Consider the following 25,665-nt stretch of genomic DNA (forward strand, 5'->3'; position numbering starts at 1 on the left):
ATTCAAGTATATTTTCAATTGTAAAAAAAAGATGTTAAATAATGTAGTAATTCTTAATTTTTACCTGCACCATACACATATTCATCAAGATCTATTCTGAATAAAGTGCCTTCAACCAGATCTTTTATTGATTTTATTTCTTTCATTGAAACCGCTAAATCCACTTGAGATAAAGGCGTTTTAAGTAAAAATTTATGGCAGGAATTTCGTAATTCACATGCTTTACAACAAGAGTTTTCGATAAGGCTATCCTCAATTAAATCACAAAACTGATTGAGTTCCGCTATCGTAAGGTAAAATCCGGTTTCCCTAAAAACCAATTGAACTTTGTCTAATAGAGTTCCATTTTCTTTTTTCCAATAAAAAGAAATTCCAAAGTTATTATGGTATATCTGTTCAATATCTTTCATTTCGAATGCTGTTATTTTTACAAATATAAATATTATTTGTATTTGTTCTAAATAATAAACGAATAAAAGAGTAATTTATTGAATTTCAATATTTTGATTGAATTTTAAAAAGTGTATTTGTATTTTTTTTTATATCGATTAACTTTAAGTGATAATTTTATTTATACCAATTTTGTATTTGATACAAAAATTGCTGCTGTTGGTCAACAAAAAGGTAATGAGAACAGTTTTTAAGTAAAGCAAAATGATTCTCCCCAGCTAAATCTTTAATAGAAATAATTTGAGCCGATGAAAAGATACCATCTTCTTTTCCGTAAATAGCATAAATAGCAATTCCTTTTGCTTTTATTTCCTTTAAAAAAGGTCGGCTATCAATGTTGTTTTGCTTTTCGTTTTGATAAAATAGCAGAGGGGCATTTTTATTTCGAATGTTGGTTTTATAAAATTTGCTTGCTTCGTAATTTGCATATAAGTTTTTTGAAGCCTTTGTTGGAGTTTTCATTTTAAAAAAGCCATTTTCTGCTGCTAAATTAAAACAGACTTTTCGGTATTCGGCACTATTTTTACTTAGCTTTTCGATTGCATTTATATTGGCTAATTGAATAGAATCCTCTTTATTTGTTGCTATTCTTGAGACCGAATTTAAAATGTGATCATACGTTTCCTGTTGAGAAAACAAAGCACCCGCTAAAATCAGTGAAGAAACATTCTCAGGATATTTTGTTGCATAGAGAGTTGCGACTAAACCGCCAAAACTATGAGCAAGGAGTGTGGCTTTTCTTAAATTGTATTTTGAATAAATAGCATTTAAATCCTGAAATGCTTCTACATAAGTGAATTTTGCATTAGGATCTACAGATCTTCCTTCGCCTCTTCGGTCGTACACAATCACATAAAATCCCAGATTAGCTAATTTTTGAGCTGTTGTACTTTCAAATAAAGAGGAATTTCCGCTTGGTCCACCATGAATAAAAATGATGACTTTTTCTTTTTTATTTCCATACGATTTACTGTACAGATTTTGTCCACTTGAGCAAAGTGAAAACGTGAAAAAGAAAGTTATAAATACCTGTTTCATTACTCCATGTTTTGATGGTCTTCCATGTCTTTTCGAAGATCTAAATTTCTAAAGGTTGGCGATTTGATTCCGAAGCCTAAAACGGTTAGTAATGTCATGCTTCCTCCAAATACCACAGAAGTTACCGTTCCCATTAATTTTGCTGTTAAACCACTTTCAAAAGCCCCTAATTCATTCGATGATCCAACAAACATTGAGTTTACAGCTGCAACACGCCCACGCATATGATCAGGGGTTTTAAGTTGTAAAATCGTCTGTCGAATAACAACTGAAATTCCGTCAGCAACACCGCTTAAAAATAATGCGACAACAGAAACCCAGAAAATGGTTGAAACTCCGAATAGGATAATACATAAACCGAAAACAAAAATGGCAGTTAAAAGTTTCATTCCTGCTTTTTTATACAAAGGAACGTAAGCCGAAATTAGCATGGTGATAAAAGCACCAATGGCCGGAGCAGCTCTTAAAACCCCAAAGCCTTCTGGGCCAACTTTTAAAATATCCTGAGCAAAAACAGGGAGTAAAGCTACAGCACCTCCAAAAAGAACAGCAACCATATCTAATGAAAGCACGCCCAAAATTGTTTTATTATTGAATACAAATTTGATTCCTTCTTTTAAACTTTCCATTACAGGTTCACCAATTTTTGGATTCAGTATTGGTTTGGTGCTAATTTGTGATAAAGCTAGTAATGAAAAAACAGAAAATCCGACAACGGTACACATAGACCAATGAACGCCAATGTAGTTAATTGAAAACCCTGCAACTGCAGGTCCTAAAACTGCTGCAATCTGCCAGACAGAGCTGCTCCATGTTGCTGCATTTGGATAGGCTTTTTTAGGTACAATTAAAGATAAAAGCGAAAAGATAGTTGGTCCCAGAAAAGCACGAACCAATCCGCCTAAAAAGACCAAAAAATAAATCGAATACAAAATAGCATTGGTTGACCATCCTCCGATTACTTTTGGCCAGGTTAGTAAAAACAGTCCAAAACTAATTACGGAAAAACCAAGTATGCATTTTACCAATAATCCTTTTTTCTCACGCTGATCGACCATATGTCCCGCAAATAACGCCATCGAAACAGCCGGTATAACTTCCATTAATCCAATAAGTCCTAAGGAAAGCGGATTCTTAGTCAAGCTATAAACTTCCCATTCGATTACTATAAATTGCATCGACCAGGCAAAAACCATGGCAAAACGCAATAATAAAAAAACATTAAATTCTCTATAACGCAACGCCTGATATGGGTCGTTTTTCTTTTCTTTATTCTTCATTTGTTCTGAGATCTTTAAGCATAAGCTGAGTAGAAACGGTGTCATTCCACTCATTTTCAGAAAGGGAATACGCTAGCTGAAAAGTATTTTGATTTTTTGTGATTTCTATTTTTTTTCCAAGTCCAAAACCTATAGCCGCAATTCCATCAGAATTATTTTGCTTTACAAAAAGTCTCAAATGTTCATCATCTGCACCTAAAGTTTTGGCGTAACCAGTGTCTTTTACATCTTTAGTCATAAAAACTGGTGTCATATTTTGAGGGCCAAAAGGTTCAAATTGTTTTAAAATCCGAATTAATTTGGGGGTTATATCTGTAAAATTGATTTCGGCGTCAATTTCGATTTCAGGTGTTCTCATTGCTGGCAAAATAGTTTCCTCAACTTGTTTTTCGAAAGCTTCTTTAAAAGTGATATAATTTTCAGCTTTCAAAGTCATTCCGGCCGCATACATGTGACCGCCAAATTGTTCCAGATGTTCTGCACAGGCATCCAAAGCATTGTAAACATCAAAACCTTTTACAGATCTTGCCGAAGCAGCATATTTATCACCACTTTTGGTAAAAACCAAAGTCGGGCGATAATACGTTTCAATTAATCTCGAAGCAACAATTCCGATTACGCCTTTGTGCCAGTCTTCCTGAAAAACAACTGTTGAAAATCGGTCTTGTTCCTGATTTTCTTCAATTTGATTGAAAGCTTCTTTGGTAATTCTTTTGTCAAGATCTTTACGATCCGAATTGTACTGCTCGATTTCTGACGCAAATTGCTGTGCCTGTTCGAAATTGAATTCCGTTAACAATTCAACCGCATGATTGCCATGTTTAATTCTTCCCGCTGCATTTATTCGTGGAGAAATGATAAAAACAACATCTGTAATATCAAGGGTTTTCTTTTTGACCTGATGAACCAATGCTTTAATTCCGGGTCTTGGATCGCTGTTAATAACCTGTAATCCGAAATAAGCCAAAACTCTGTTTTCACCTGTTATCGGAACGATGTCTGCAGCAATTGCCGTTGCAACCAAATCTAAATACGATACCAAATCTTCAATGGTTTCACCTCGATTTTGCCCTAAAGCCTGAATCAGTTTAAAACCAACACCACAACCGCATAACTCATCGTAAGGGTAGGAGCAGTCTTCTCTTTTTGGATCCAGAATTGCAACTGCATCCGGAAGAAATTCTCCAGGTCGGTGGTGATCACAAATAATAAAATCGATATTTTTCTTTTTTGCGTAAGCGATATGATCAATAGATTTTATACCGCAGTCTAATGCAATTATTAATGAAAATCCGTTGTCATCGGCAAAGTCGATTCCTTTAAAAGAAATACCATAGCCTTCTTCATAACGATCCGGAATATAGGTCGCAATATTTGGATAATATGATTTTAAGTAGGAGGAAACCAAAGAAACGGCAGTAGTTCCATCTACATCGTAATCGCCAAAAACCAGAATATTTTCGTGATTTTGTATAGCCGATTCGATTCTAGAAACTGCCTTATCCATATCTTTCATCAGATAAGGATCATGGAGGTGTTCTAATGAAGGACGAAAGAAGTTTTTGGCGTCTTCAAAAGTTTCAATTCCACGCTGAATCAAAAGTGTGGCGACAAAATCTTCTACATTTAAGGCGGCTGAAAGATGTTTTACCTTTTCTTCTGAAGGTTTTGATTTGATGGTCCAGCGCATAAATAATTTATGAATTGAAAATTAAGATTAGGATGCTATGTGAGAGACAAATTTAGTTTAAAATAGCGAATCATTTTAATCTTCGACAATGCAAATTTTAATCAAATTGAAAACTTATGTAAAATTATGTGATTAATTGGTCTTAAATATATAAGACATATGTTCATTAAAGAAAAGAAAAAATGAAAATTAGTTGTTACTTTTGATTGCATCATTTTTAAAACAGACAAAATGAAAATTCTGGGACAAATTATTGACATCCAAAACCGACGTATCTATGCTGGGGAAATCACGGTCGAAAATAAAAAAATAATTTCAATAATCGAGAAAGAGCACCAGGTAAAAAATTACATTATGCCCGGATTTATTGATGCCCACATTCATATCGAAAGTTCGATGTTAGTTCCTTCTGAGTTTGCAAAAATTGCTGTACTTCACGGGACAGTTGGTACCATTTCTGATCCACATGAAATCGCAAATGTTTTAGGAAAATCAGGTGTTTATTATATGATTGAAAACGGTAAAAAAGTACCGTTTAAATTTCATTTTGGCGCACCGTCATGTGTTCCTGCTACTTCTTTTGAAAGTGCCGGTGCTATTATAAATTCAGACGGAATTAAGGATTTGTTGGCTTCTTCTGATATTTATTATTTGGCAGAAATGATGAATTATCCCGGTGTTTTATTAAATGATGAGGAAGTTTTAAAGAAGATTAAATGGGCGAAATATTTCGACAAACCCGTTGATGGCCATGCTCCTGGATTAAGAGGTGAAGCAGTTAAGAAATACATTTCAGCTGGAATTTCTACCGACCACGAATGCTTTACTTTTGAAGAGGCTAAAGAAAAATTATCTCTTGGAATGAAAGTAATTATTAGGGAAGGAAGTGCTGCCAAAAATTTCGAAGCACTCATCGATTTGCTTTCTGAAAATTACGAAAACATAATGTTTTGTTCAGACGATAAACATCCGGATGATTTGATTGTAAGTCATATTAATGCACTTTGCGCTCGTGCGGTTGCGAAAGGAATTGATGTTTTTAAAGTTTTACAGGCAGCTTGTGTAAATCCTGTGAACCATTATAAAATTGATGTAGGTTTATTGAAAGAAAACGATACTGCTGATTTTATCGTAGTTGAAGATTTAGTTGATTTTAAAGTAAAACAAACCTATATTAATGGCGAATTAGTTGCCGAAAATGGCGAGTCTTTTATAAAATACATTCCGTTTGAAACGCCAAATAATTTCAATATCACTTCCAAAGAAACAAGCGATTTTGAAGTTTGGGGCTCAGGTTCAAAAATCAGAGTAATTGAAGCTTTAGAAGGACAATTGATAACCAATGAAATTCATTATAAATCCTTAATCGTTGATGGAAAAATCGTTTCAGATACCGAAACTGATATTTTGAAAATGGCTGTTGTGAATCGTTATCAGGATAGCAAACCCGCTATCGCTTTTATCAAAAATTTTGGTTTGAAAAAAGGTGCTATTGCCAGTTCTGTGGCACACGATTGTCATAATATTGTTGTTGTGGGAACTTCTGACGAAGAAATTTGCAAGGCTGTCAACCTTATTATTAAAAATATGGGTGGAGCCTGCGCCGTAAATGGTGCTGAAAGCAAAATGCTGCCGTTGCCTGTGGCCGGAATTATGAGCGACAAAAACGGTTGGGAAACCGGGAAATTATATCAGGAAATTGATGCAATGGCAAAAGAATTAGGCAGCAATTTGAAAGCGCCTTTTATGACGCTTTCGTTTATGGCTTTACTGGTTATTCCCGATTTAAAATTATCCGATAAAGGATTATTTAGCGGAAATAGTTTTTCATTTGTTGATTTGGAAGTAGAATAATCTAAGATTTCAAAGTCAAAGCTTCTCCTTCAAACTGAATTCCGTCCCAGCCTAAATTGATGAAATTTCTAATATTTTGATGGTTTGTTCCGTTTGGATCTCCTAAAACTTCTTCAAAATAAAAAGCGCCAAAACAAGCTAAAGTTTCTTCTTTATTTAGATTTTGCAATTTTGCAAAAGAAAATAATTTACAAGAACCTGAATTTTCTCCGGCAGCATTGTGCTGTGTCCCGTTTTGGAAAGCGGTTGGTGTAAAGTTGTAGTTTTCTTCAATTACTGCAATAGTTTCAGGAAATGTTATTTGATTTGGTGTTTTTTTTACTTTTTCTAAAAAGGCTGGGATTGTCATAATGTTTGGTCTTTATTCATCATCCTTCGAAAACTTACTTTTCTTAGGTTCTTTTGTTATTGTTTTTCCTGCAACCACAACGACAATTTCGCCTCGTGGTGCCGTTTTTTCAAAATGTGCTAAAACTTCTCTTGCGGTTCCGCGTACATTTTCTTCGTGGAGTTTTGATAATTCTCGGGATACACAAACTTGTCTGTCTTCTCCAAAATATTGAACAAACTCCGCTAAAGTTTTGACTAACTTATGGGGCGAAACGTATAGAATCATGGTTCTGGTTTCTTCGGCTAAAGCCAAAAAACGAGTCTGGCGCCCTTTTTTATCAGGCAAAAAGCCTTCAAAAATAAATTTATCATTTGGTAATCCGCTGTTTACTAAAGCCGGAACAAAAGCGGTTGCGCCGGGTAAACATTCCACTTCGATTTTATTTTCGACACAAGCGCGCGTCAATAAAAAACCTGGATCTGATATGGCAGGAGTTCCAGCATCCGAAATCAAGGCAATAGTTTCTCCTGCTTTCAAGCGCGCAATTAAATTTTCAGTAGTTTTATGCTCGTTGTGCATGTGATGGCTGTGCATGTGCGTGCCAATTTCAAAATGTTTCAACAATTTACCACTCGTTCTGGTGTCTTCTGCCAAGATCAAATCGACTTCTTTCAAAATCCGAATAGCACGAAAAGTCATGTCTTCAAGATTGCCAATAGGCGTAGGAACGATGTATAATTTAGACATAATTATTTTAAATATTTAAACACAGACAGCACAAAAATTAGCATGAATAATTAAGTGCTGAAAAAAATACACGAATATAAATTAGTGTAAATCTGTGAAATTCGTGTTTTTACGAGAATTTCTTCTCTACAATTGCCAGAAAACGTTCTGCATAGTCTTCTTTACCTTCCCAGTTATTATAATCAGGTTTTACCATTGTTTCAATAAATTCCTGTGCTTCATCATAATTGTCAAAAGTCAGTAATTGATTTAGAACACGGCTGTAATCTTCTGTGTTATTCCCAAAAAGATTTTTAGTAAAAGCAATTCTGTCATTCAAATCAATCTGGAAACCTTTTGCCAGTTTTTCGTTTAAAGGAACTGTTTTAGGTTTTTCAGATTCTAAAATTGCAGTTGGAGCCACAGCCTTTTTCTCCTTAAATTCATTTATTGATTGCGTTGGAGTGGGGGGAACATTTTCGAAACGATCTACTTTTACAAATTGCGCATCGGCATAATTAATGCCCAGAATATCTTCAAACGAAATGTTAACAGCATCAGATTTTGCAGGAGTTTCAATTTTTGGCTGTTCTGCTTTCGGCTCTTCTTTGTCTAATTCAAAAGCAGGTTTAAAATCAGAAATTGGTTTTAAATCACTTACCGTTTTGAAAGAAAGTTCTTCAGTTGCCTCCGTTTCTTTTTTAATTTCAAAAACCGGTTCTTCAATCTTTTCTTCAATCTTTTCCACTACTTCTACCGGAATATTGACTACAGTTTCTTGCTTTTCAATAATTGCTTCTGGAGTTTCAGCAACAATTTCTACCTGTTTTTCTTCAATGATTTCAGGTGTAGTAATAGCTTCAGTTTCGATTACAGCTTTATCAACAGGAGCAGGTATTGTTTCTTCAAGTTTAATTTCTGAAGGAAGATTTTCTTCTTTTTCAAAAATAGTTTCAACCTGAGATTCTATTTCGCTGTATCCGATAGTTGGTTTTGGATTGTTGAAATTCTCGTCTATAAATTTTAAAACTGCTAATTTTTCATATAATTTCTGCGTTTCAACATACAATTGATTGATATCGGATTTGTTTTTAAGTTTTAAAATTCGATGTGCAATGCTGATTAAATCGGCTTCCAATTTTTTTTTCATAACTTTTGAAATTATAGTGTGTACGGTATTTTAGTGAATTTTGTATTTTGAATGTCTTTATAACGAAAAGAAATCAATAATAAATTTTTTATTTCTGTTAATAAGCGATTGCGAATCTTTGATTTGATAAAAATTTTCTACTTTTGAAAAAAAGCAAAAACAGTAATTTTTTGCGTCAATTTATTACCAGTACAAAGTAATAAAAACTATTCATTTTTAAAGGTAGAAAAATACAAAATGTTTCTCGAAAATACAGTAAATCACAAAGAACAGTTTGGTTGGATTGAAGTTATTTGTGGATCAATGTTTTCGGGTAAAACCGAGGAGTTAATCCGCAGATTAAAACGTGCTCAATTCGCAAAACAAAAAGTCGAAATCTTCAAACCTGCTATTGATATACGCTATCATGACGAAATGGTGGTGTCACATGATGCCAACGAGATTCGCTCAACTCCGGTGCCGGCCGCTGCCAATATTGCTATTTTAGCACAAGGCTGCGATGTAATCGGAATTGATGAAGCCCAGTTTTTTGATGATGAAATTGTTACCGTCTGTAATGATCTGGCCAATCAGGGAATTCGGGTGATAGTTGCAGGACTTGATATGGATTTTAAAGGAAATCCTTTTGGCCCCATGCCGGCACTTATGGCAACAGCTGAGTATGTTACAAAAGTTCACGCTGTTTGTACCCGAACAGGAAATCTGGCAAACTACAGTTTTCGTAAAACCGATAATGATAAATTGGTAATGCTGGGTGAAACCGAAGAGTATGAACCCTTAAGTCGTGCTGCCTATTATAATGCAATGAAAAAGAATCAGGAGAAATAAAATTTTTCTAAAAAAAAATAAATATTTAATATGCAGGAACAAGGAAACAATAAGAAAATAACGGTTGCTATAGTACTTGCAATTTTACTTGTAGCATTATTGTGGACTTTATCCCAATATAATTTTTTTACTGAAAAACCTGTAGAAGAGCCAGAAATAACAGAATTGGTTATGAAGTATAATCAAAATTGTCCACTAACAATTCAGGAAGGTATTCGTTTGGATAGTGTCTCTTTACCCCAGGAAAAGGTGGTTCAGTATAATCTGACTTTAGTTAAAGTCGAGAAAACCACAGCCGATATCCCAATTATAAAAGAAAATATACAAGCAAGTTTAATAAGCACTACCAAAGCTAATCCAGGACTTCAGGTGTTTCGGGATCATAATTATACGTTGGTTTATAAGTATAACGATAAGAAGAAAGCGGATTTGTTTGACGTTACAATAACTCCCGATCAGTATAAATAATAATTTAGGAATTAAAATAAAAAGCAAACCCGACAAACTTTAAATTTGTCGGGTTTATTATTTTATAAAATCTGATTATATTTTCTTCCTCATTCTGGCTACCGGTATATCAAGCTGTTCACGGTATTTTGCAATAGTTCTTCTTGCAATCGGATACCCTTTTTCTTTTAGAATTTCTGCCAATTGATCGTCTGGCAATGGTTTCTTTTTATCTTCTTCTTCAATAGTGTTCTGAAGAATTTTTTTGATTTCTAAAGTAGAAACATCTTCTCCCTGATCATTTTTCATTGCTTCAGAGAAAAATTCTTTGATCAGTTTTGTTCCGTAAGGCGTTTCTACATATTTACTGTTGGCAACACGCGAAATTGTCGAAATATCCAACCCAACTAAATCCGCAATATCTTTTAAGATCATTGGTTTCAGTTTGGTTTCGTCTCCGTCTAAAAAGAACTCTTCCTGATAATGCATGATCGCATTCATGGTAACAAAAAGTGTTTCCTGACGTTGTCTGATGGCATCAATAAACCATTTAGCCGAATCCAGTTTTTGCTTGATAAACTGAACCGCATCTTTCTGAGCAGTCGATTTATCACGAGAATCTTTATATGTCTGCATCATTTCCTGATAATCTTTAGAAACATGCAGTGAAGGAGCATTTCTTCCGTTCAAGGTCAGTTCTAATTCGCCATCCACAATTCTGATCGCAAAATCTGGAACTACATTTTCCGTTACTTTATTGTTTCCGGTGTACGAACCCCCTGGTTTTGGATTCAGTCTTTCGATTTCGTGAATCGCTTTTTTTAGCTGTTCATTCGAAACACTGTATTTTTGTAAAAGCTTATCGTAATGTTTTTTTGTAAAAGCATCAAACTGATTTTCGATAATATCTATCGCTAAATCTACGTATTCTGTTGGCGTTTTGTGTTTTAATTGCAATAATAAACATTCCTGCAAATCACGCGCTCCAACACCAGATGGTTCCAGTTCGTGAATCACGTGAAGCATTTTTTCGACCATTGCTTCATCAGTATAAATTCCCTGAGTAAAGGCCATGTCGTCTACCATATCGGCAACACTTCTGCGTATGTAACCCATATCGTCAATGCTTCCAACAAGGAATTCAGCAATTTCACGCTCTTCATCATTCAGAATAAAAGTATTTAACTGATTGATTAAATCCTGATGAAAACTAATTGGCGACGCAAAAGGTGTTTCGCGTTCTTCGTCTTCACTGTAATTATTCACCTGAGTTTTATAATCCGGAGTATCGTCGTCACTTAAGTATTCGTCTATGTTAATGTCGTCTGCTTCAATTCTGTCTGATTCTGCATCATCATAATCATCGTATTCTTCATTCGCAAATTCATCAGCTTCGTATTCATCTTCTTTTCCAGCTTCAAGAGCCGGATTTTCGTTCATTTCTTCTAATAAACGTTGCTCAAAAGCTTGCGTAGGCAATTGAATTAACTTCATCAGCTGAATTTGCTGCGGAGATAATTTTTGGGATAATTTTAAATTTAAAAATTGCTTTAGCATAATAAGGCACTACTTTTTTTAGCCACTAAGACGCGAAGGCGCAAAGTTTTTATTTTTAATTGCCTCTAAGGCTTTTATTTGTTTTTTTTAAAATACTCTTTTCGTGTTTATAAATCTTCTGATACCGCTTTTGATTAATGGTACATTAAAATTAATTAAAAAACCTAAATCTTTGTTTAGTAATTTTAACTGACTCATAATTTGCGCTTCCCAAACTGGATTTATTTGTTCTACTGCTTTACTTCTATTTATAGAATCTTCGATTAATAAATGTAATCTTAATGATTCGCTAAATTCAATTCCGTCATAAAAGATCGGAATATCAACTTGTCGTTTTACATCAAGACAAGCTTTAGCAATTTCATGAGCTAAACAAACTTCATAAACTCTTTCTAATAATCCGGATCCAAGTTGTTTATGAATTTTAAAAGCTGAGTTTACAATTATTTTTCCAATTTCTTCCGTTCTTTCCGAGAGCATAATATTTTGATTTTGCAACGAAGACGGTAAGGCGCAAAGTTTTTTATTTTTGAAAGTTGTTAAATCTCCAGTTACAATAAAATAATACTTGTGAATTTGTGTCTTCGTGGTATTATTTTAATTTTTTGAGTCTTAAATCAGTTTTTAAAAATAAAACTTATTGTCTTTGTGCCTTCGTGGCAAATCCGTTTCTATTAAAATTCCGCACTTCCAGGAGTTCTTGGAAAAGGGATAACGTCTCTAATGTTCGTCATTCCGGTTACAAACAATACCAAACGCTCAAATCCTAAACCGAAACCTGAGTGTGTTGCTGTTCCAAATCTTCTGGTGTCTAAATACCAGTATAATTCTTCTTCGTCGATTCCTAATGCTTTCATTTTCTCCACCAAAACATCGTAACGCTCTTCTCTTTGAGATCCTCCAACGATTTCTCCAATTCCAGGGAAAAGGATATCCATCGCACGAACCGTTTTTCCATCTTCATTCAAACGCATGTAAAATGCTTTAATGTTGGCCGGATAATCAAACAAAATTACCGGACATTTAAAGTGTTTTTCCACCAGGTAACGTTCGTGTTCCGATTGTAAGTCAGCGCCCCATTCGTTAATGATATAACTGAATTTCTTCTTTTTGTTTGGAGTTGAATCTCTCAAAATATCAATAGCTTCCGTATATGAAACACGCTTGAAGTTGTTCTCCAAAACGAAATTCAATTTCTCTAATAAAGCCATTTCGCTTCTTTCTGCCTGAGGTTTTGATTTTTCTTCTTCTAAAAGTCTTCCTTCTAAAAATTTCAAATCATCACCGCAATTGTCCAAAGCATATTTAATTACATACTGAATAAAATCTTCAGCCAAATCCATGTTATCGTCAAGGTCGTTGAAAGCAACTTCCGGCTCAATCATCCAAAATTCTGCAAGGTGACGGGAAGTGTTTGAATTCTCTGCTCTAAAAGTGGGGCCAAAAGTATAAATCTGACCCAAAGCCATCGCAAAAGTTTCACCTTCTAATTGTCCGGAAACCGTTAAGTTGGTATGTTTTCCAAAGAAATCTTTTTTGAAATCAATGTTTCCTTCTTCATTTTTTGGAAGATTATCCAAAGGCAATGAAGTTACCTGAAACATTTCTCCAGCACCTTCAGCATCAGCACCTGTGATAATTGGTGTGTTTACATACACAAAACCTTTTTGCTGGAAATAACTGTGAACCGCAAATGACAATACCGAACGCACTCTCATAATAGCTCCAAAAGCATTGGTACGTACACGCAGGTGTGCATTTTCTCTTAAAAATTCTAAAGAGTGTTTTTTAGGCTGCATTGGAAATTTCTCCGCATCAGAATCCCCAAGAATTTCAAGTTTGTTAACCTGAATTTCAAATTTCTGACCGGCACCTTTGCTTTCTACCAAAGTTCCCGTTACAGAAACCGCAGCTCCGGTAGTGATTCTTTTTAAAATTTCTTCCGGTGTATTTTCAAAATCAACAACACATTGTATATTATTAATGGTAGAACCGTCATTAAGCGCGATGAACTGATTATTTCTAAAAGTTCTCACCCATCCCTTTGCATTTATTTCCTGTAGCGTCGTCGTACTGTTTAATAAGTCTTTAACTTTTGTGTGTTTCATTTTATATATAATGTTGAAATTTAAATTATTTGTTATACAATAACTGCAAATATAAACGATAATTATTAAAATCAGAAGCTATTTCCTGCTCTCCGCTATATCTTTTGTTGCTTAAAGAAAGCAACAAAAGGATGCCGCTTCGATCAGGGCTAGGGCTTCAGTTTTTAAAAGAGCAAATTGTTATCCCTTTTTGTTATCTCTAACAAGTTTGCGATCGGTATTTGTAAGGTTAAAACATTTGTAAAACTAAGACCATAAAACAATCTACAGCAAATCAATTTACGAACCATATCAGCCAAAGTGTTTTAATCTTTGTTATTAACATCCTGATTTGCTTCTTCATCATTTTCAGACATATCTGCCAATACATCAAATTTAGGTTTTATAAATTCCTGCTGGTTCGCTAATGATTTATTTAAGGTTAGTACTAAACACGGCAGCAACATTAAATTGGACAACATTCCAAAACCAAGGGTTATGGCTATTAATCCTCCCAAAGCAACTGTTCCTCCAAAATCGGAAAGCATAAATACCGAGAATCCTGCAAATAAAACGACCGAAGTATAAAACATACTTACTCCTGCTTCCTTTAAAGTTGCATAAACAGAACGCTTTATTTTCCAATTATTTTTGGTTAATTCCTGACGGTATTGCGCCAAAAAGTGAATTGTATCATCGACAGAAAGTCCAAAAGCAATACTAAAAACCAAAATAGTGGAAGGTTTTAACGGTATACCAAAATAGCCCATCAATCCCGCTGTAATCATAAGTGGCAATAAATTTGGAATCAAAGAAACAATTACCATTTTGAAAGATCTAAACATGAATACCATTAATATCGAGATCAATAATATTGCAAAAAGTATTGAGCTCACTAAATTGTTTAGCAAATATTTTGTTCCTTTTTCAAAAACAAGTGCTTTTCCGGTCATGGTTACTTTGTAGCGGTCAGCCGGAAAAACTTCGTCTATTTTTTTCTGAAGCTCATCTTCTATCTTGGCCATGTTTCCGGTACCAATGTCTTTCATAAAAGTAGTTATTCTTGCTGTCTGACCAGTACTGTCGACATAACTTTTCATGATGTTTTTGTCCGTATTCTTCGTTGCATTTTTAGCATAACTCAAAATAAAGTTTTGCTCCTGGGAAGTAGGCAGCTCGTAAAAATCCGGATTCCCGTTATAATAAGCCTGCTTAGAATATTTAATCAGGTTTAATATCGATACCGGTTTTGAAAGCTCAGGAATTTCTTCGATTTTTTTCTGAAGTTCGTCCATTTTTCTAAGGGTGGACAGCTTCATGACACCTTTTTTTCTTTTAGTATCTATTGTAATTTCTAAAGGCATTACACCATTAAACTCTTTCTCGAAGAATTTAATATCCTTAAAAAAGTCTGTTTTTTGAGGCATATCCTCAATTAAACTTCCGGAAGTATTAATTTGAAAAGCTCCAAAAGTGCTTACGATGAAAATTAAGGAAGCAACCAAATATACATAACGGCGTTTATAGCGGACCATTTCTTCAATCCAGTTCATAAAGGACTGCGTATAATTCCTGCTCAAATGTTCCAGGTGTTTAGCCTTAGGCACCGGTTGATAACTGTAATAAACAGGAACAACAATAAGACATAAAAAGAACAGCGCCATAATACTGATTGACGCTACGATACCAAACTCTTTTAGCAAAACGCTATTAGTAATGATAAAAGTGGCAAAACCGGCTGCCGTGGTTAAGTTGGTCATTAAAGTTGCTGTTCCAACTTTGGTAATCACACGTTGTAATGCACGTGCTTTATTACCATGAGCTAAATATTCCTGTTGGTATTTATTGGTCAGGAAAATGCAATTGGGGACACCAATTACAATAACCAACGAAGGTACTAAAGCTGTTAGCACCGTAATTTCGTAATTAAACAAACCTAATAATCCAAAAGTCCACATTACACCAATAATTACAATAACCATCGAAATTAAAGTGGCTCTGAAGGAACGGAAAAAGAAAAAGAAGATCAGGGAAGTTACCAATAATGAGGCGCCAACAAAAAGACTGATTTCGTCTGTAATGCTTTTTGCATTTAATGTACGTATATAAGGCATTCCTGATACACGTAAATCAATTCCCGTTTCTTCCTCAAAGGCTTTAATTTTCGGAATAAAATCGTTTAAGATGAAATCTTTACGGTGTGCTGTATTGACAATTTTTTTATCCAGATAAATAGCAGAACGAATAGAGCCGCTTTTTTTATTGAAAAGCAAACTTTCGTAAAAAGGCATTTTGTCAAATAATTCAGTCTTTAAGCTTTTTAGGTAAGCTGGATCTTTAGTTTTACTTTGATTAACAAAAGGTATAAGTTCAAAGGTTTGTAAAGAATCGTTTTTTTGTAATTTTTGCAGGTCTGATATCGAAACTACTAAATCAACTTCTTTTTGACTTTTTAGTGATTCTGTGAGTTTTTCCCATGCTTCAAATGCTTTTGGAGTAAAAAAAGCATCGCTTTTTATGCCCACTACAATCATATTCCCTTCTTCTCCAAACTCTTTCAGGAAAGCGTTGTATTCTTTGTTAACAATATGGTCGTCTGGAAGTAAATTCGCTTCGGTAAATGAAAAACGTATATTTTTCCATTGTAATCCAAAGAAAATCGTGATTAAAATAATCAGTGCAATGATTGTAATTCTATTTTTTAGTACGATTCGGGCAATAAACTCCCAAAAACCTACATGTATCTTTTTCTTCATATTTCTCTAAAATGGATGCAAATGTAGTGAAAACCCGCTTTTAATGGGGTATAATAGCGATTGTTTTTGCGTTTTGTTAACATATATTGATGTTAAGAACGGTTTGTTAATTTAGATGGGTTTCTATATTTTGTATTTTGCTTTTCTCATCTTTGCATTCAATTTAAAAGAGTAGAAAAATGAACTGGATTTTATTAATCATTGCCGGACTTTTTGAAGTTGGTTTTGCATCTTGTTTAGGCAAAGCTAAAGAAACAACAGGAATTATGTCAAGCTATTGGATGGCTGGTTTTTTCGTATGTCTTTCAATCAGTATGATTTTGTTGTATAAAGCCACACAAGTTTTGCCTATAGGAACTGCTTATGCCGTTTGGACGGGAGTGGGTGCCGTAGGAACTGTTTTAGTTGGGATTTTGATTTTTAAAGAACCGGCAACTTTCTGGAGAATATTTTTTCTTTCCACTTTAATTGCTTCGATTATTGGGTTGAAATTTGTTTCTAATCATTAAAATGCAGGCAGATACATCAAACATTTAATACACGGATTAACGCTAAGATTATATGTGTCTCATATTTTTTTAGCCTGTTTATTATAGCTTTGGGCTGGTGCCGAAATAAAAAAATGGATGTTTTAATTGGAGTTTGGAATTTAGTTTTAAAGCCCCAAATCCAAAACATAAGAAATCTTAACAGCAATATTATCTTCGAATTCCGGTAATTGATTCGGTCCGTAACGGTAAAATCCGCTTAAACCGAATCCTTTGTAAATTTTATTTAACTCAATCCCGGATTCAAAAAAACCTCTGTTAAGCGTTTTATAAACAGGACCAATATGGTGTTCAGGGTTTTCCATATTTCCCCAGGCCATTCTGGAAACTAAAACTAATGAAGGGCGAACTTTTTTGAGAATTTTTATTCTCGTAAAGCCATGTTTTATTTGGAAAAAAAGATATTCGCTGGAAAAAAATTCATTAAAAAACATAGTCTCAAAACTGTTTCTTCCGGAAAAAGTAATACGTTGAATTATGGTTTCCTTGTTAAGATTATTAGGCATCGTATTGTACAAATGCGTTATAGGTACATCTCCCATGGCGTATCCTGCCTGCAATAAAAGACTGGTTTTTTGACCGTTTAAATATTTCTTTTCGTACTCGGTTTTGAAATCTATTTTGGCAAAACTGAAATCATTTTCTAATACATTTGGTAAAGATTGCGTGTATTGAAAAGTAAATTTTGGAAATCGTTTGTCAGATTCATTTCTGCCTGTTGGTGTCTGCATAAAACCACTAAAAGGAGACCAGACAAGCGAGACCATAGCAGTCGTCATGATGTAACTGGAGTACAATTTTTCGTTTAAATAAAAAAGATAATCAAATTCTGGCTCGACATACGTACGTGATAATTCAAAGATGCCTTCAGTTTTCGGAATTATTTTTGACTGAATGTTTACTTTCCAGCCGATGTATTTATAAAAAGTACTAATGTTGATTGGGCGAGGGTCATAAATTTTAAAAACGCGTTTGTCGACCGCAAAAAAGGTACTCGCAATTTCCCGAACGTCTTCGGTATAAGAAGCATTTAGCCATGTATTGGTCATTTTCCCAATTTGTATTCCCGATCCTAAGCTGTATTTGAAATTTCCGTCTTTTGTTCCATATGCAGAGTATCCTTCAATTCTGAAATTTTTAGAAAAAACATCATTTGTAACACCCCCAAGACCTAATCTAAAACCTTCGTAATTATTATAGCTAATCAGTTTTTTTAAGTCAAAATCAATTGGACCAACCGGAAAATAACCATTAATGATCTTTCTTCCGAAGCGTAAACGATTCTCAATTCTCTTTTTTACAGAAATACTATCGAGTAATAAATAAGTTTTCTGGCCTTTTAAATCTAAACTGTCTTTACGATATTTATTCCAGAATGCTTCTGGTTTTTTACTGGCGTCATCCTGAATTTCGATATAAAGCGATGGGTCTTTTATTACAGCAGTTGTGTTATAATGTATGTCAAAATTATTGCTTTCTGAGAGTAAATAGGTAAAATCTGAAGCGCTTTTTTTTCTGGTTTCGAAAACATCTTCTGCATCCCCGTCAAACTGAATAGTTCCACCCAAAATTTTAATGTCATCGTCGTTTTTACCCTTTACAATTTTAAAGGCTGTATTGCTTGGAAACCATATTTTTTCTTCCGGAACATATTCAAATTCATGAATTCCACTAATATCGAGTACCCCTTTTATACGCATTACAGCTTTTGCAATTGCGAAATTTTCCTTATCAATATATAAAACACCTTCTAAACCGGATGCCCTTCTTTTCTCCCTGTTCTTAAAATAAATCATAAAGGTATTTCGACCTTTAATAACAACAGTGTCCAGTAATTTATAATTGTAATCTTTTAAGGCATCATTAGAAACAGGATTGTTGTATTTCGTTTCAAAAAGTTCATATTTCGAATCGTAAATAGAAATTGACTGTAAATTGAAGGCGATGATTTCGTAAATAGGCTGCTTAAAACCTGCCATTTTTGTCCCCAGAATGGTTTCCTTAAGTTTTTTGTTTCCAAATTGATATTGCGAAACTTTTTCGGTTTGAAACAAATGCTGTTTGCTTATGATTTCTTTAAATTTATAATCAGAAGAATCAACGTTGATTCTTTGTTTCTTTAAATTTTTGTAAGCTGCAGACGAGTCAATTCGGCCTTTAATAGAATCAGGATTTGCTGTTACAATCAGTTTATTGTATGTTTTGTACTCAAAACTGTTTAATTTTTTTTGAGGATTATTACTGTTTTTACTGCTGATCACCTTTCTTAAAATCGCTAATGCCGGATTTTCTTTTGAAATGATAACTTCTTTCAGATTGTCTGTTTTCTGTTTAAGCGAAACAGGATAAAATTTTTTAGTATCAGCTATATTGACAGTTATACTTTCAAAACCAATATAAGAAACGATAAAAGAATTTATTTTTACTTTTGAAGAAAGTATAAATTTTCCATCAACATCCGTAATCGTATTGTTATTGTCTGAAGTTGTAATAGTCGCAAAAGGCAGCGGTTTGTTTTGCGAGTCATTCACAATTCCGTTTACTTGAAATTGAGCTTGTAGAGTAAGCGAAAAAAACAATGTCAATAAACAAAATAGCTTCATACAGAGTGTTGTGGTTTCAGAAAATTTGGTATGCAAAAGTAGGAATAAAAAAATCCGTCTGGTATAATTTTAACCAAACGGATTCTTAATTTTGTGTCAAAAAAGTTATATTTTCATGATTTCGGCTTCTTTAGCAGCCAATAATTCATCGATTTTTTTGATGTATTCATTTGTTAAGTTCTGAACTTCTTCTTCTGCAGATTTACAGATATCCTCAGAAGTCCCTTCTTTTTCTAATTTTTTGATATCAGTATTCGCATCTTTACGAACATTACGAACACCGATTTTAGCATCTTCAGCTTCAACTTTTGCCTGTTTCGCTAATTCTCTACGTCGATCTTCTGTCAAAGGCGGAACACTGATAATAATCATGTCGCCATTATTCATTGGGTTAAAACCAATATTGGCAATCATAATCGCTTTTTCTATCGTTTGCAGCATATTTTTTTCAAAAGGCTGCAGGGTAATTGTTCTCGCATCAGGAACACTAATTTTTGACACTTGAGAAAGAGGTGTTGCTGATCCGTAATAATCTACAAAAACACTTCCAAGCATTGCCGGAGAAGCTTTTCCTGCACGGATATTAAGAAACTCTTTTTCTAAATGTGCAATAGAACCATTCATTGATTCTTCAGTACTTTCTAATATAAAATCTATTTCTTCACTCATTTTTTTAGATTTTTAGATTTTCAGACTTTTGTTTTTTTAGATTCTTCTTAAAAACAATTATCTAATTATGCTAACTAATATGTTTTTTATTTTTTTTGAATAGTATAGAGATGTCAAAATGTATTGAAATAGACTAATCTAAATTCTAACAATCTTACCCTATCTAAATATTTACTATTGTTCCAATGTTTTCTCCTTCGCAGATTTTTAACAAGTTGCCAATTTTGTTCATATCAAAAACCACGATTGGTAATTTATTTTCCTGACTTAATGTAAAAGCGGTTGTATCCATTACATTTAATCCTTTTTTGATAACATCATCAAATGAGATGAAATCAAATTTTACAGCCGAAGCATTTTTTTCAGGATCACAATCGTAAACACCATCCACTCGTGTTCCTTTTAGGATAACATCAGCATTAACTTCGATTCCTCTTAAAACAGCTGCTGTGTCTGTAGTAAAGTAGGGATTTCCGGTTCCGGCTCCAAAAATTACAATTCTTCCTTTTTCAAGATGGCGAACGGCTCTTCTTTTGATGTACGGTTCTGCAATAGATTCCATTTTCAAAGCAGTCTGCAAACGGGTTTTCATTCCTTTGTCTTCAAGAGCGCCTTGTAAAGCCATTCCGTTTATAACTGTAGCAAGCATTCCCATGTAATCTCCCTGTACTCTGTCCATACCCGAACTTACTCCTGAAACACCTCTAAAAATATTTCCTCCTCCAATAACAATAGCAATTTCTACGCCTTTATTGTGAATCTGCTTAATTTCTTCAGCATATTCGGCTAATCTTTTAGGGTCAATTCCGTATTGTAGGTCTCCCATTAAGGCTTCTCCACTTAATTTTAGAAGAATTCTTTTATATTTCATCTGTGTTGCTTTTGTTTGTGCAAATATAGACATATTCTGTTTTTTTAAAATAGTGTTTTAAAAAATTAATTGTTCTTTTCTAATTAAATTGCTGCTGATTTTTGAGTTTTATTTTTGAATGTGATAAAAGTCATTCAGCGATCTTTTTAAAAAATGTATTTTTATGGTATCAAAACGAAATAAATATGAAAAGTATTGTAGCCAAAGCATTATTCAATAGTTATTCTTATACAGAATATCGAAAATTAGTTACCGACTTATTATCAGAAGGGAAAGCAACCGGTAATGAGCAAACTGAAAGTCTGACACATTATACCAGTTTGAATGAAGCCCGAATGAATCGTCTGGAAAAAACGATCAAAATTTCTGAAGATGCGATTTCAAAACTACAAAGTTTAGACAATCATTATATCTGGTTAGTAATCTCTGAAGGATGGTGTGGCGACGCTGCGCAAATACTTCCAATATTGAACAAAATGGCTTTGGCATCAGATAAAATAATTGATCTCAGGATTGTTTTAAGAGATAAAAATGATGAATTAATGAGTCAATATCTAACAAATGGCGGCAGGGCAATACCAAAATTAATTGTAATTTGTAAAGAAGCGGGAATTGTGCGTGCTGATTGGGGACCCAGGCCAAGAGGAGCAGTTGAGTTGATATCTAATTATAAAAGAGATTTTGGTGTTATTGATGAAAAAATAAAAACCGATTTGCAGTTATGGTATTTGGCAGACAAAGGAATTTCGGTTCAGGAAGAATTGGTTGGGATTATGGAAAATATAAAGTATAACCCATTGTAGTTTTTAATTTGAGTTTTATAGTGTTAGAACATTGATAATAAAAAAACTTATTTATTAAAAATATGCTAAAAACAATTGCTGTTAATTTGATATTTCGTAACTTAGTTAAGACTAAGCCCTTCTGCTATTTATTAACTTACTATTCTTGGTGTTTGTTTATTGTTTAACAATTAAAGTGCACTATTATGAAAAAGTTATTCGAAAAGTTTTACGATTTTGTTTCTAGATTTTTGTTTGGAGGAAAGAATGTACCTCATTATTAATCCAAAACAAGTATGAAATAGCACTACTTTTATTAGGAGCTGGCACATTATGATTTAATTTATAATGTGCTTTTTTATTTAACTAAGCCAAAAACCATTTCAAATTTCATTATATTATAAAAAACGAATTTCATTTTTTTAGTTAAAAACGAATTAATGAAATGCCTAAGCTAATACTTCCAATGCTTCCTTGGTCATATAATTGAAAAGCATAATCAGAAACTTCAACAAAAATAGTATGATCATTTCCTGTTATTCCTAATCTGATTTTTTTATATTCACCACTCAAATTTCCCCGTCCCAATGCAAAGCCTTTCCCGTACCCTAACTGAAGCGTAATTCTTCCGCTTTCAGAAATTTTTGGACTTAAACCAAAATTCAAATAAACAGGAACAGCAACGAGTTTGTCGTCCCATTTCCAATCTAATCCACTATGAATTCCTAAAGTTAACCATTGTTTATAATGTACTCCATAGCCTAATTTAGAGCCTATGGCATTAGGTATAAAAAAAGCTTTTTTTTCTCCTTCATAATTATCGGGTTTGTTTCTATAAGGATTTCCCGTTATTGAAATTGTGGCGCCAAATTGTATATAGGTGAATTTTCTTTCCTGAGCCTGAATACTTGTATTTGCTAAAAGAAACCAAAGGACAACAAGTGAATAATATTTCATAAATCCTGATTTCTTTAAAAAGATAAATGTGTTAATTATTTATTGAAGACTTTCCTCAAAGAAATTAATGTCAATGGCGTCTTTTACATCGTAATCTCCAATTTTAGTTCGGCGTAAAACAGTTAAATGAGAACCTGAGTTCATTGCTTTTCCAAAATCAAAAGCTAACGAACGAATATAAGTTCCTTTGCTGCAAATTACTCTAAAGTCAATTTCAGGAAGTGCAATTCTTGTAATTTCAAATTCGTGAATGGTTGTTTTTCTACTGGCAATTTCTACAGTTTCTCCTGCACGTGCATGTTCATACAACCGAACGCCGTCTTTTTTAATAGCAGAAAAAATGGGTGGTTTTTGATCGATTTCGCCTAAAAACTGTTTTACGGTTTCATGAATCAAAGCTTCATCAATATGTTCTGTTTGAAAAGTTTCGTCGATTTCGGTTTCCAGATCATACGATGGAGTAGTGGCTCCAATATAAAAAGTTCCCGTATATTCTTTTGCCTGCCCTTGTAGTTCAGAAATTATTTTGGTGAATTTTCCGGTACAAATCAATAGTAATCCGGATGCTAAAGGATCCAGGGTTCCGGCATGTCCAATTTTAAATTTTTTTGGGAGCCCGACTTTATTAATTAAAAGATATTTTAATTTATTGACAGCTTGAAACGAACTCCATTTTAAAGGTTTATCAATCAATAAAATTTGTCCGTCTAAATATTCTTCAGGTGTCATTATATAATGGTAAGAGGATGAATGAAAAAGTGAATCAGTAATAAAACGATTCCAGCTATAATTCGGTAGTAGCCAAAAACTTTAAAGCCATTTTTTGTCAAAAAACCAATAAAAGTTTTAATTGCTAAAAGTGCTACAATAAAGGCAACAACATTACCTATAATCAACAAATTGATCTGATCGTGTGATAATACAAAACCATCTTTATAATAATCGTAGCATTTTTTTACCGTGGCACCAAACATGGTTGGAACCGCAAGAAAAAATGAAAATTCTGCCGCAGTAGTTCTCGATAGTTTTTGTGACATACCACCCACAATACTGGCTCCACTTCTTGAAACTCCCGGAATCATTGCGATACACTGAAATAATCCAATTTTTAAAGCCTGTAAATAAGTGATTTCCTGTGAAGTTTCTGCCGCATTGGGATTGTTGAACCATTCGTCAACTTTCAATAAAATCAATCCTCCAATTAAAAGTGAAACCGCAACTGTAACGGGATTTTCTAATAATCCATCTATAAAATCACTCAAAAGTAAACCTAAAACTACGGCCGGAATAAAGGCAACCAAAAGTTTAAAATAAAAATCAAGTGTTTGAAAAAAGCGTTTGAAATATAAAACTACAACCGAAAGTATAGCGCCAAGCTGAATAACTATCGTAAAAAGTTTGGTGAAATCTTCTTGTGCAATTCCAAAAAAAGAAGAGGCAATAATCATATGACCAGTTGAAGAAACAGGCAGAAATTCTGTGATTCCTTCAATAATAGCAAGAATAATAGCTTGTAATGTATTCATTAAAATTAGATTTTTAGCTTTTTAGACCATTTTAGATTTAGATTTTTAAAGATTACTCTAATAATCTAAGGAGTCTAAGAAAGTCTAAAAGAAGGCTATTTAGATTTTTTGAAGATAGAATAAATCGTGATTCCAAAACCAATCAAAACAGTAGTTGGAGCCAATCGAATACGTCTAAAGCTAAAAACTTCTTCGTTAAAAACATTCGGATTGTCACTTCCTCCACCAGACATTAAGATAAAGCCTAATACGATAACGCCAATTCCAATCAATAAAATTTTGTAGTTGATGTTGTCAAAAAGGAATTCCTGATGATGTTGTTGTGATTTCGCTTCTTCTTTAATATTGTTTTTCATCTGTATAGTTTGTTACCCTGAACGGAGTTATAGGGCTTTTATTTAAAAATCTAAAATTAATAAAGATCGTCTGTTCTTAAATTCAGGAAACGTTGTGTAGCAAAGTGTGTACTTACCCAGGTAATTAAAACCCCTAAACCGAAAACAGCTAATAAAACCAATCCGATTAAGACTTTGTCTTCTAAAATTCCTAATCCCGGGAAGTTGTTTTCTACATACAGTAAAAGCGCAATCAAAGCGATAATAGCTAAACCTGCACCTAACATTCCAAGTTTCACACTACGCACTACAAATGGTTTACGAATAAATGCTTTTGTAGCGCCTACCATTTGCATGGTTTTTATGATGAATCTGTTAGAATGAATGGATAAGCGTAAAGAACTATTGATTAATAATACAGCAATTATAGCAAGGAAACCACTGATAATCAAAATCCACATACTGACTTTTTTAATATTGTCATTTACTAAGTTTACTAATTGTTTGTCATAAACAATATCTTCAATCATCGTGTTTTGACGCAACTTACTTTCAATCTTAAGGATACTGTCTCTCTCAACATAGTCTGCTTTTAAGTGGATGTCGTACGAATTCAATAATGGGTTTTCTCCTAAAAACGTTAAGAAATCTTCTCCAATAATATCAGTATGTTCTTTTGCTGCTTTTTCTTTCGTAACATACGCATAAGATCTTGCATAAGGAACCCTTTTCAATTCGGTATTAAATGCTTTTATAACACTATCATTGGCTTCGTTTTTAAAGAATACCGTCATGGCGATTTTTTCTTTAAAATCATTGGCCAGTTTTTTAGAATTGATGATGAATAATCCTAGTACTCCCAAAAGGAATAACACCAGAAATACACTTAATACAACCGAAAAATAAGAGGAAATTAACCTGCGTTTTTGAAATCTATCAAATTTAGAACTCATAGTTTACTTAAATTATGTGGTAAAAATAATAAAGAATTTGTTTATTTAAAGTTAATAACGATCAAAGTTTTAACTTTCGTACCATAAATATACGATTCAGCATTCATAAATCAAGGATAAAAAACCTTGAAAGTTGATTTGAGCGCAAGTTCCTCAAGTTTTTCTGAATAAACAGTTTTATAAAAACACCAAGTTAGGAAAGCTTGTGTTTACTGAGTTTACGAACT

At 33.6% G+C, this 25,665-nt stretch carries 24 protein-coding genes; 5 read left to right on the forward strand and 19 right to left on the reverse strand.

Annotated elements, in window-relative coordinates:
- Window positions 1-53: 53 nt before the first annotated feature.
- From ACEN2I_RS08000 to recJ, 4 genes are all read right to left on the reverse strand, one after another.
- Window positions 54-410 (reverse strand): hypothetical protein, encoded by a 357-nt coding sequence (locus tag ACEN2I_RS08000; RefSeq protein WP_441765572.1) that lies wholly within the window; start codon window positions 408-410, stop codon window positions 54-56.
- A gap of 157 nt (window positions 411-567) precedes the next feature.
- A complete protein-coding gene (locus tag ACEN2I_RS08005) occupies window positions 568-1,488 on the reverse strand; it encodes an alpha/beta hydrolase (RefSeq protein ID WP_441765573.1) in 921 nt (306 codons plus the stop codon).
- Window positions 1,488-2,768, reverse strand: a complete 1,281-nt coding sequence (locus ACEN2I_RS08010; protein WP_441765574.1) for an MFS transporter — start codon at window positions 2,766-2,768, stop codon at window positions 1,488-1,490. Before ACEN2I_RS08010 ends, ACEN2I_RS08005 begins: the two co-directional genes overlap by 1 nt.
- The gene (gene recJ / locus ACEN2I_RS08015; protein ID WP_441765575.1) at window positions 2,758-4,458 is read right to left on the reverse strand and encodes a single-stranded-DNA-specific exonuclease RecJ; all 1,701 of its coding nucleotides are present in this window, start codon (window positions 4,456-4,458) and stop codon (window positions 2,758-2,760) included. The genes ACEN2I_RS08010 and recJ overlap by 11 nt, the downstream gene beginning before the upstream one ends.
- Before the next feature lie 231 nt (window positions 4,459-4,689).
- Here recJ and ade point away from each other — a divergent pair, with 231 nt between their 5' ends.
- Complete coding sequence (gene ade / locus ACEN2I_RS08020; protein ID WP_441765576.1) at window positions 4,690-6,312, forward strand: adenine deaminase; 1,623 nt, start codon at window positions 4,690-4,692, stop codon at window positions 6,310-6,312.
- Window position 6,313: 1 nt separating this feature from the next.
- Here ade and ACEN2I_RS08025 read toward each other — a convergent pair whose 3' ends face one another.
- The 3 genes from ACEN2I_RS08025 to ACEN2I_RS08035 form a co-directional block, all read right to left on the reverse strand.
- Entirely contained in the window at window positions 6,314-6,661 is a 348-nt protein-coding gene (locus ACEN2I_RS08025; RefSeq protein WP_441765577.1) for a HopJ type III effector protein, read from the reverse strand.
- A 12-nt stretch (window positions 6,662-6,673) separates the two neighbouring features.
- Window positions 6,674-7,390, reverse strand: coding sequence for a 16S rRNA (cytidine(1402)-2'-O)-methyltransferase (gene rsmI / locus ACEN2I_RS08030; protein WP_441765578.1), 717 nt, complete (start codon window positions 7,388-7,390; stop codon window positions 6,674-6,676).
- A gap of 109 nt (window positions 7,391-7,499) precedes the next feature.
- Complete coding sequence (locus ACEN2I_RS08035; RefSeq protein WP_441765579.1) at window positions 7,500-8,519, reverse strand: hypothetical protein; 1,020 nt, start codon at window positions 8,517-8,519, stop codon at window positions 7,500-7,502.
- A 237-nt stretch (window positions 8,520-8,756) separates the two neighbouring features.
- Here ACEN2I_RS08035 and ACEN2I_RS08040 point away from each other — a divergent pair, with 237 nt between their 5' ends.
- Window positions 8,757-9,347: a thymidine kinase gene (locus tag ACEN2I_RS08040; protein WP_441765580.1), complete on the forward strand. Its 591-nt coding sequence runs from the start codon at window positions 8,757-8,759 to the stop codon at window positions 9,345-9,347.
- Window positions 9,348-9,377: 30 nt separating this feature from the next.
- On the forward strand, window positions 9,378-9,815 hold the full coding sequence (locus ACEN2I_RS08045) for a hypothetical protein (RefSeq protein WP_441765581.1): 438 nt from the start codon (window positions 9,378-9,380) through the stop codon (window positions 9,813-9,815).
- Window positions 9,816-9,890: 75 nt separating this feature from the next.
- Here the strand turns inward: ACEN2I_RS08045 and rpoN are convergent, their stop codons facing one another.
- The 4 genes from rpoN to ACEN2I_RS08065 all read right to left on the reverse strand — a co-directional run bounded on the left by rpoN (window position 9,891) and on the right by ACEN2I_RS08065 (window position 16,194).
- Window positions 9,891-11,351: an RNA polymerase factor sigma-54 gene (gene rpoN / locus ACEN2I_RS08050; protein ID WP_441765582.1), complete on the reverse strand. Its 1,461-nt coding sequence runs from the start codon at window positions 11,349-11,351 to the stop codon at window positions 9,891-9,893.
- Window positions 11,352-11,438: 87 nt separating this feature from the next.
- Window positions 11,439-11,831: a GxxExxY protein gene (locus ACEN2I_RS08055; RefSeq protein ID WP_441765583.1), complete on the reverse strand. Its 393-nt coding sequence runs from the start codon at window positions 11,829-11,831 to the stop codon at window positions 11,439-11,441.
- A 194-nt stretch (window positions 11,832-12,025) separates the two neighbouring features.
- On the reverse strand, window positions 12,026-13,459 hold the full coding sequence (gene asnS, locus ACEN2I_RS08060) for an asparagine--tRNA ligase (protein WP_441765584.1): 1,434 nt from the start codon (window positions 13,457-13,459) through the stop codon (window positions 12,026-12,028).
- 305 nt (window positions 13,460-13,764) lie between these two features.
- Window positions 13,765-16,194, reverse strand: coding sequence for an efflux RND transporter permease subunit (locus ACEN2I_RS08065; protein ID WP_441765585.1), 2,430 nt, complete (start codon window positions 16,192-16,194; stop codon window positions 13,765-13,767).
- Between the two features lie 179 nt (window positions 16,195-16,373).
- Between ACEN2I_RS08065 and ACEN2I_RS08070 the strand changes: the two genes are divergently transcribed.
- On the forward strand, window positions 16,374-16,703 hold the full coding sequence (locus tag ACEN2I_RS08070; RefSeq protein ID WP_441765586.1) for a DMT family transporter: 330 nt from the start codon (window positions 16,374-16,376) through the stop codon (window positions 16,701-16,703).
- A 146-nt stretch (window positions 16,704-16,849) separates the two neighbouring features.
- On the opposite strand, the gene ACEN2I_RS08075 is transcribed toward ACEN2I_RS08070, so the two are convergent.
- From ACEN2I_RS08075 to pyrH, 3 genes are all read right to left on the reverse strand, one after another.
- Window positions 16,850-19,345 carry a DUF5686 family protein gene (locus ACEN2I_RS08075; protein ID WP_441765587.1) on the reverse strand — a complete coding sequence of 832 codons (2,496 nt, stop codon included), beginning with the start codon at window positions 19,343-19,345 and terminating at the stop codon, window positions 16,850-16,852.
- A 105-nt stretch (window positions 19,346-19,450) separates the two neighbouring features.
- Window positions 19,451-20,014 carry a ribosome recycling factor gene (frr, locus tag ACEN2I_RS08080; protein ID WP_441765588.1) on the reverse strand — a complete coding sequence of 188 codons (564 nt, stop codon included), beginning with the start codon at window positions 20,012-20,014 and terminating at the stop codon, window positions 19,451-19,453.
- 163 nt (window positions 20,015-20,177) lie between these two features.
- Window positions 20,178-20,885 carry a UMP kinase gene (gene pyrH / locus ACEN2I_RS08085; RefSeq protein WP_441765666.1) on the reverse strand — a complete coding sequence of 236 codons (708 nt, stop codon included), beginning with the start codon at window positions 20,883-20,885 and terminating at the stop codon, window positions 20,178-20,180.
- A 185-nt stretch (window positions 20,886-21,070) separates the two neighbouring features.
- Here pyrH and ACEN2I_RS08090 point away from each other — a divergent pair, with 185 nt between their 5' ends.
- Window positions 21,071-21,688, forward strand: a complete 618-nt coding sequence (locus ACEN2I_RS08090; RefSeq protein WP_441765589.1) for a thioredoxin family protein — start codon at window positions 21,071-21,073, stop codon at window positions 21,686-21,688.
- A gap of 405 nt (window positions 21,689-22,093) precedes the next feature.
- Here ACEN2I_RS08090 and ACEN2I_RS08095 read toward each other — a convergent pair whose 3' ends face one another.
- The 5 genes from ACEN2I_RS08095 to ACEN2I_RS08115 form a co-directional block, all read right to left on the reverse strand.
- Window positions 22,094-22,624 carry a hypothetical protein gene (locus ACEN2I_RS08095; RefSeq protein WP_441765590.1) on the reverse strand — a complete coding sequence of 177 codons (531 nt, stop codon included), beginning with the start codon at window positions 22,622-22,624 and terminating at the stop codon, window positions 22,094-22,096.
- Window positions 22,625-22,663: 39 nt separating this feature from the next.
- Window positions 22,664-23,353, reverse strand: a complete 690-nt coding sequence (gene truB / locus ACEN2I_RS08100) for a tRNA pseudouridine(55) synthase TruB (protein ID WP_441765591.1) — start codon at window positions 23,351-23,353, stop codon at window positions 22,664-22,666.
- Complete coding sequence (locus ACEN2I_RS08105; protein ID WP_441765592.1) at window positions 23,353-24,150, reverse strand: undecaprenyl-diphosphate phosphatase; 798 nt, start codon at window positions 24,148-24,150, stop codon at window positions 23,353-23,355. Before ACEN2I_RS08105 ends, truB begins: the two co-directional genes overlap by 1 nt.
- A gap of 95 nt (window positions 24,151-24,245) precedes the next feature.
- Window positions 24,246-24,506, reverse strand: coding sequence for a DUF3098 domain-containing protein (locus ACEN2I_RS08110; RefSeq protein WP_441765593.1), 261 nt, complete (start codon window positions 24,504-24,506; stop codon window positions 24,246-24,248).
- A 56-nt stretch (window positions 24,507-24,562) separates the two neighbouring features.
- Entirely contained in the window at window positions 24,563-25,438 is an 876-nt protein-coding gene (locus ACEN2I_RS08115; protein WP_441765594.1) for a cell division protein FtsX, read from the reverse strand.
- Window positions 25,439-25,665 lie beyond the last annotated feature (227 nt).

Origin of the sequence: Flavobacterium sp. W22_SRS_FK3 (assembly GCF_052113665.1) — a bacterium.
In the GTDB taxonomy this organism is placed as follows: domain Bacteria; phylum Bacteroidota; class Bacteroidia; order Flavobacteriales; family Flavobacteriaceae; genus Flavobacterium.

Bases quoted from the DNA above. Each gene is read 5' to 3' on its own strand.
- ACEN2I_RS08035 (WP_441765579.1), bottom strand. From the start codon at position 8,519: ATGAAAAAAAAATTGGAAGCCGATTTAATCAGCATTGCACATCGAATT.
- ACEN2I_RS08040 (WP_441765580.1), top strand. From the start codon at position 8,757: ATGTTTCTCGAAAATACAGTAAATCACAAAGAACAGTTTGGTTGGATT.
- ACEN2I_RS08090 (WP_441765589.1), top strand. From the start codon at position 21,071: ATGAAAAGTATTGTAGCCAAAGCATTATTCAATAGTTATTCTTATACA.
- rpoN (WP_441765582.1), bottom strand. From the start codon at position 11,351: ATGCTAAAGCAATTTTTAAATTTAAAATTATCCCAAAAATTATCTCCG.
- ACEN2I_RS08000 (WP_441765572.1), bottom strand. From the start codon at position 410: ATGAAAGATATTGAACAGATATACCATAATAACTTTGGAATTTCTTTT.
- ACEN2I_RS08065 (WP_441765585.1), bottom strand. From the start codon at position 16,194: ATGAAGAAAAAGATACATGTAGGTTTTTGGGAGTTTATTGCCCGAATC.
- ACEN2I_RS08070 (WP_441765586.1), top strand. From the start codon at position 16,374: ATGAACTGGATTTTATTAATCATTGCCGGACTTTTTGAAGTTGGTTTT.
- asnS (WP_441765584.1), bottom strand. From the start codon at position 13,459: ATGAAACACACAAAAGTTAAAGACTTATTAAACAGTACGACGACGCTA.
- ACEN2I_RS08110 (WP_441765593.1), bottom strand. From the start codon at position 24,506: ATGAAAAACAATATTAAAGAAGAAGCGAAATCACAACAACATCATCAG.
- pyrH (WP_441765666.1), bottom strand. From the start codon at position 20,885: ATGAAATATAAAAGAATTCTTCTAAAATTAAGTGGAGAAGCCTTAATG.
- recJ (WP_441765575.1), bottom strand. From the start codon at position 4,458: ATGCGCTGGACCATCAAATCAAAACCTTCAGAAGAAAAGGTAAAACAT.
- ACEN2I_RS08095 (WP_441765590.1), bottom strand. From the start codon at position 22,624: ATGAAATATTATTCACTTGTTGTCCTTTGGTTTCTTTTAGCAAATACA.
- ACEN2I_RS08115 (WP_441765594.1), bottom strand. From the start codon at position 25,438: ATGAGTTCTAAATTTGATAGATTTCAAAAACGCAGGTTAATTTCCTCT.
- ACEN2I_RS08005 (WP_441765573.1), bottom strand. From the start codon at position 1,488: ATGAAACAGGTATTTATAACTTTCTTTTTCACGTTTTCACTTTGCTCA.
- ade (WP_441765576.1), top strand. From the start codon at position 4,690: ATGAAAATTCTGGGACAAATTATTGACATCCAAAACCGACGTATCTAT.
- rsmI (WP_441765578.1), bottom strand. From the start codon at position 7,390: ATGTCTAAATTATACATCGTTCCTACGCCTATTGGCAATCTTGAAGAC.
- ACEN2I_RS08105 (WP_441765592.1), bottom strand. From the start codon at position 24,150: ATGAATACATTACAAGCTATTATTCTTGCTATTATTGAAGGAATCACA.
- ACEN2I_RS08045 (WP_441765581.1), top strand. From the start codon at position 9,378: ATGCAGGAACAAGGAAACAATAAGAAAATAACGGTTGCTATAGTACTT.
- ACEN2I_RS08075 (WP_441765587.1), bottom strand. From the start codon at position 19,345: ATGAAGCTATTTTGTTTATTGACATTGTTTTTTTCGCTTACTCTACAA.
- ACEN2I_RS08025 (WP_441765577.1), bottom strand. From the start codon at position 6,661: ATGACAATCCCAGCCTTTTTAGAAAAAGTAAAAAAAACACCAAATCAA.
- ACEN2I_RS08010 (WP_441765574.1), bottom strand. From the start codon at position 2,768: ATGAAGAATAAAGAAAAGAAAAACGACCCATATCAGGCGTTGCGTTAT.
- truB (WP_441765591.1), bottom strand. From the start codon at position 23,353: ATGACACCTGAAGAATATTTAGACGGACAAATTTTATTGATTGATAAA.
- ACEN2I_RS08055 (WP_441765583.1), bottom strand. From the start codon at position 11,831: ATGCTCTCGGAAAGAACGGAAGAAATTGGAAAAATAATTGTAAACTCA.
- frr (WP_441765588.1), bottom strand. From the start codon at position 20,014: ATGAGTGAAGAAATAGATTTTATATTAGAAAGTACTGAAGAATCAATG.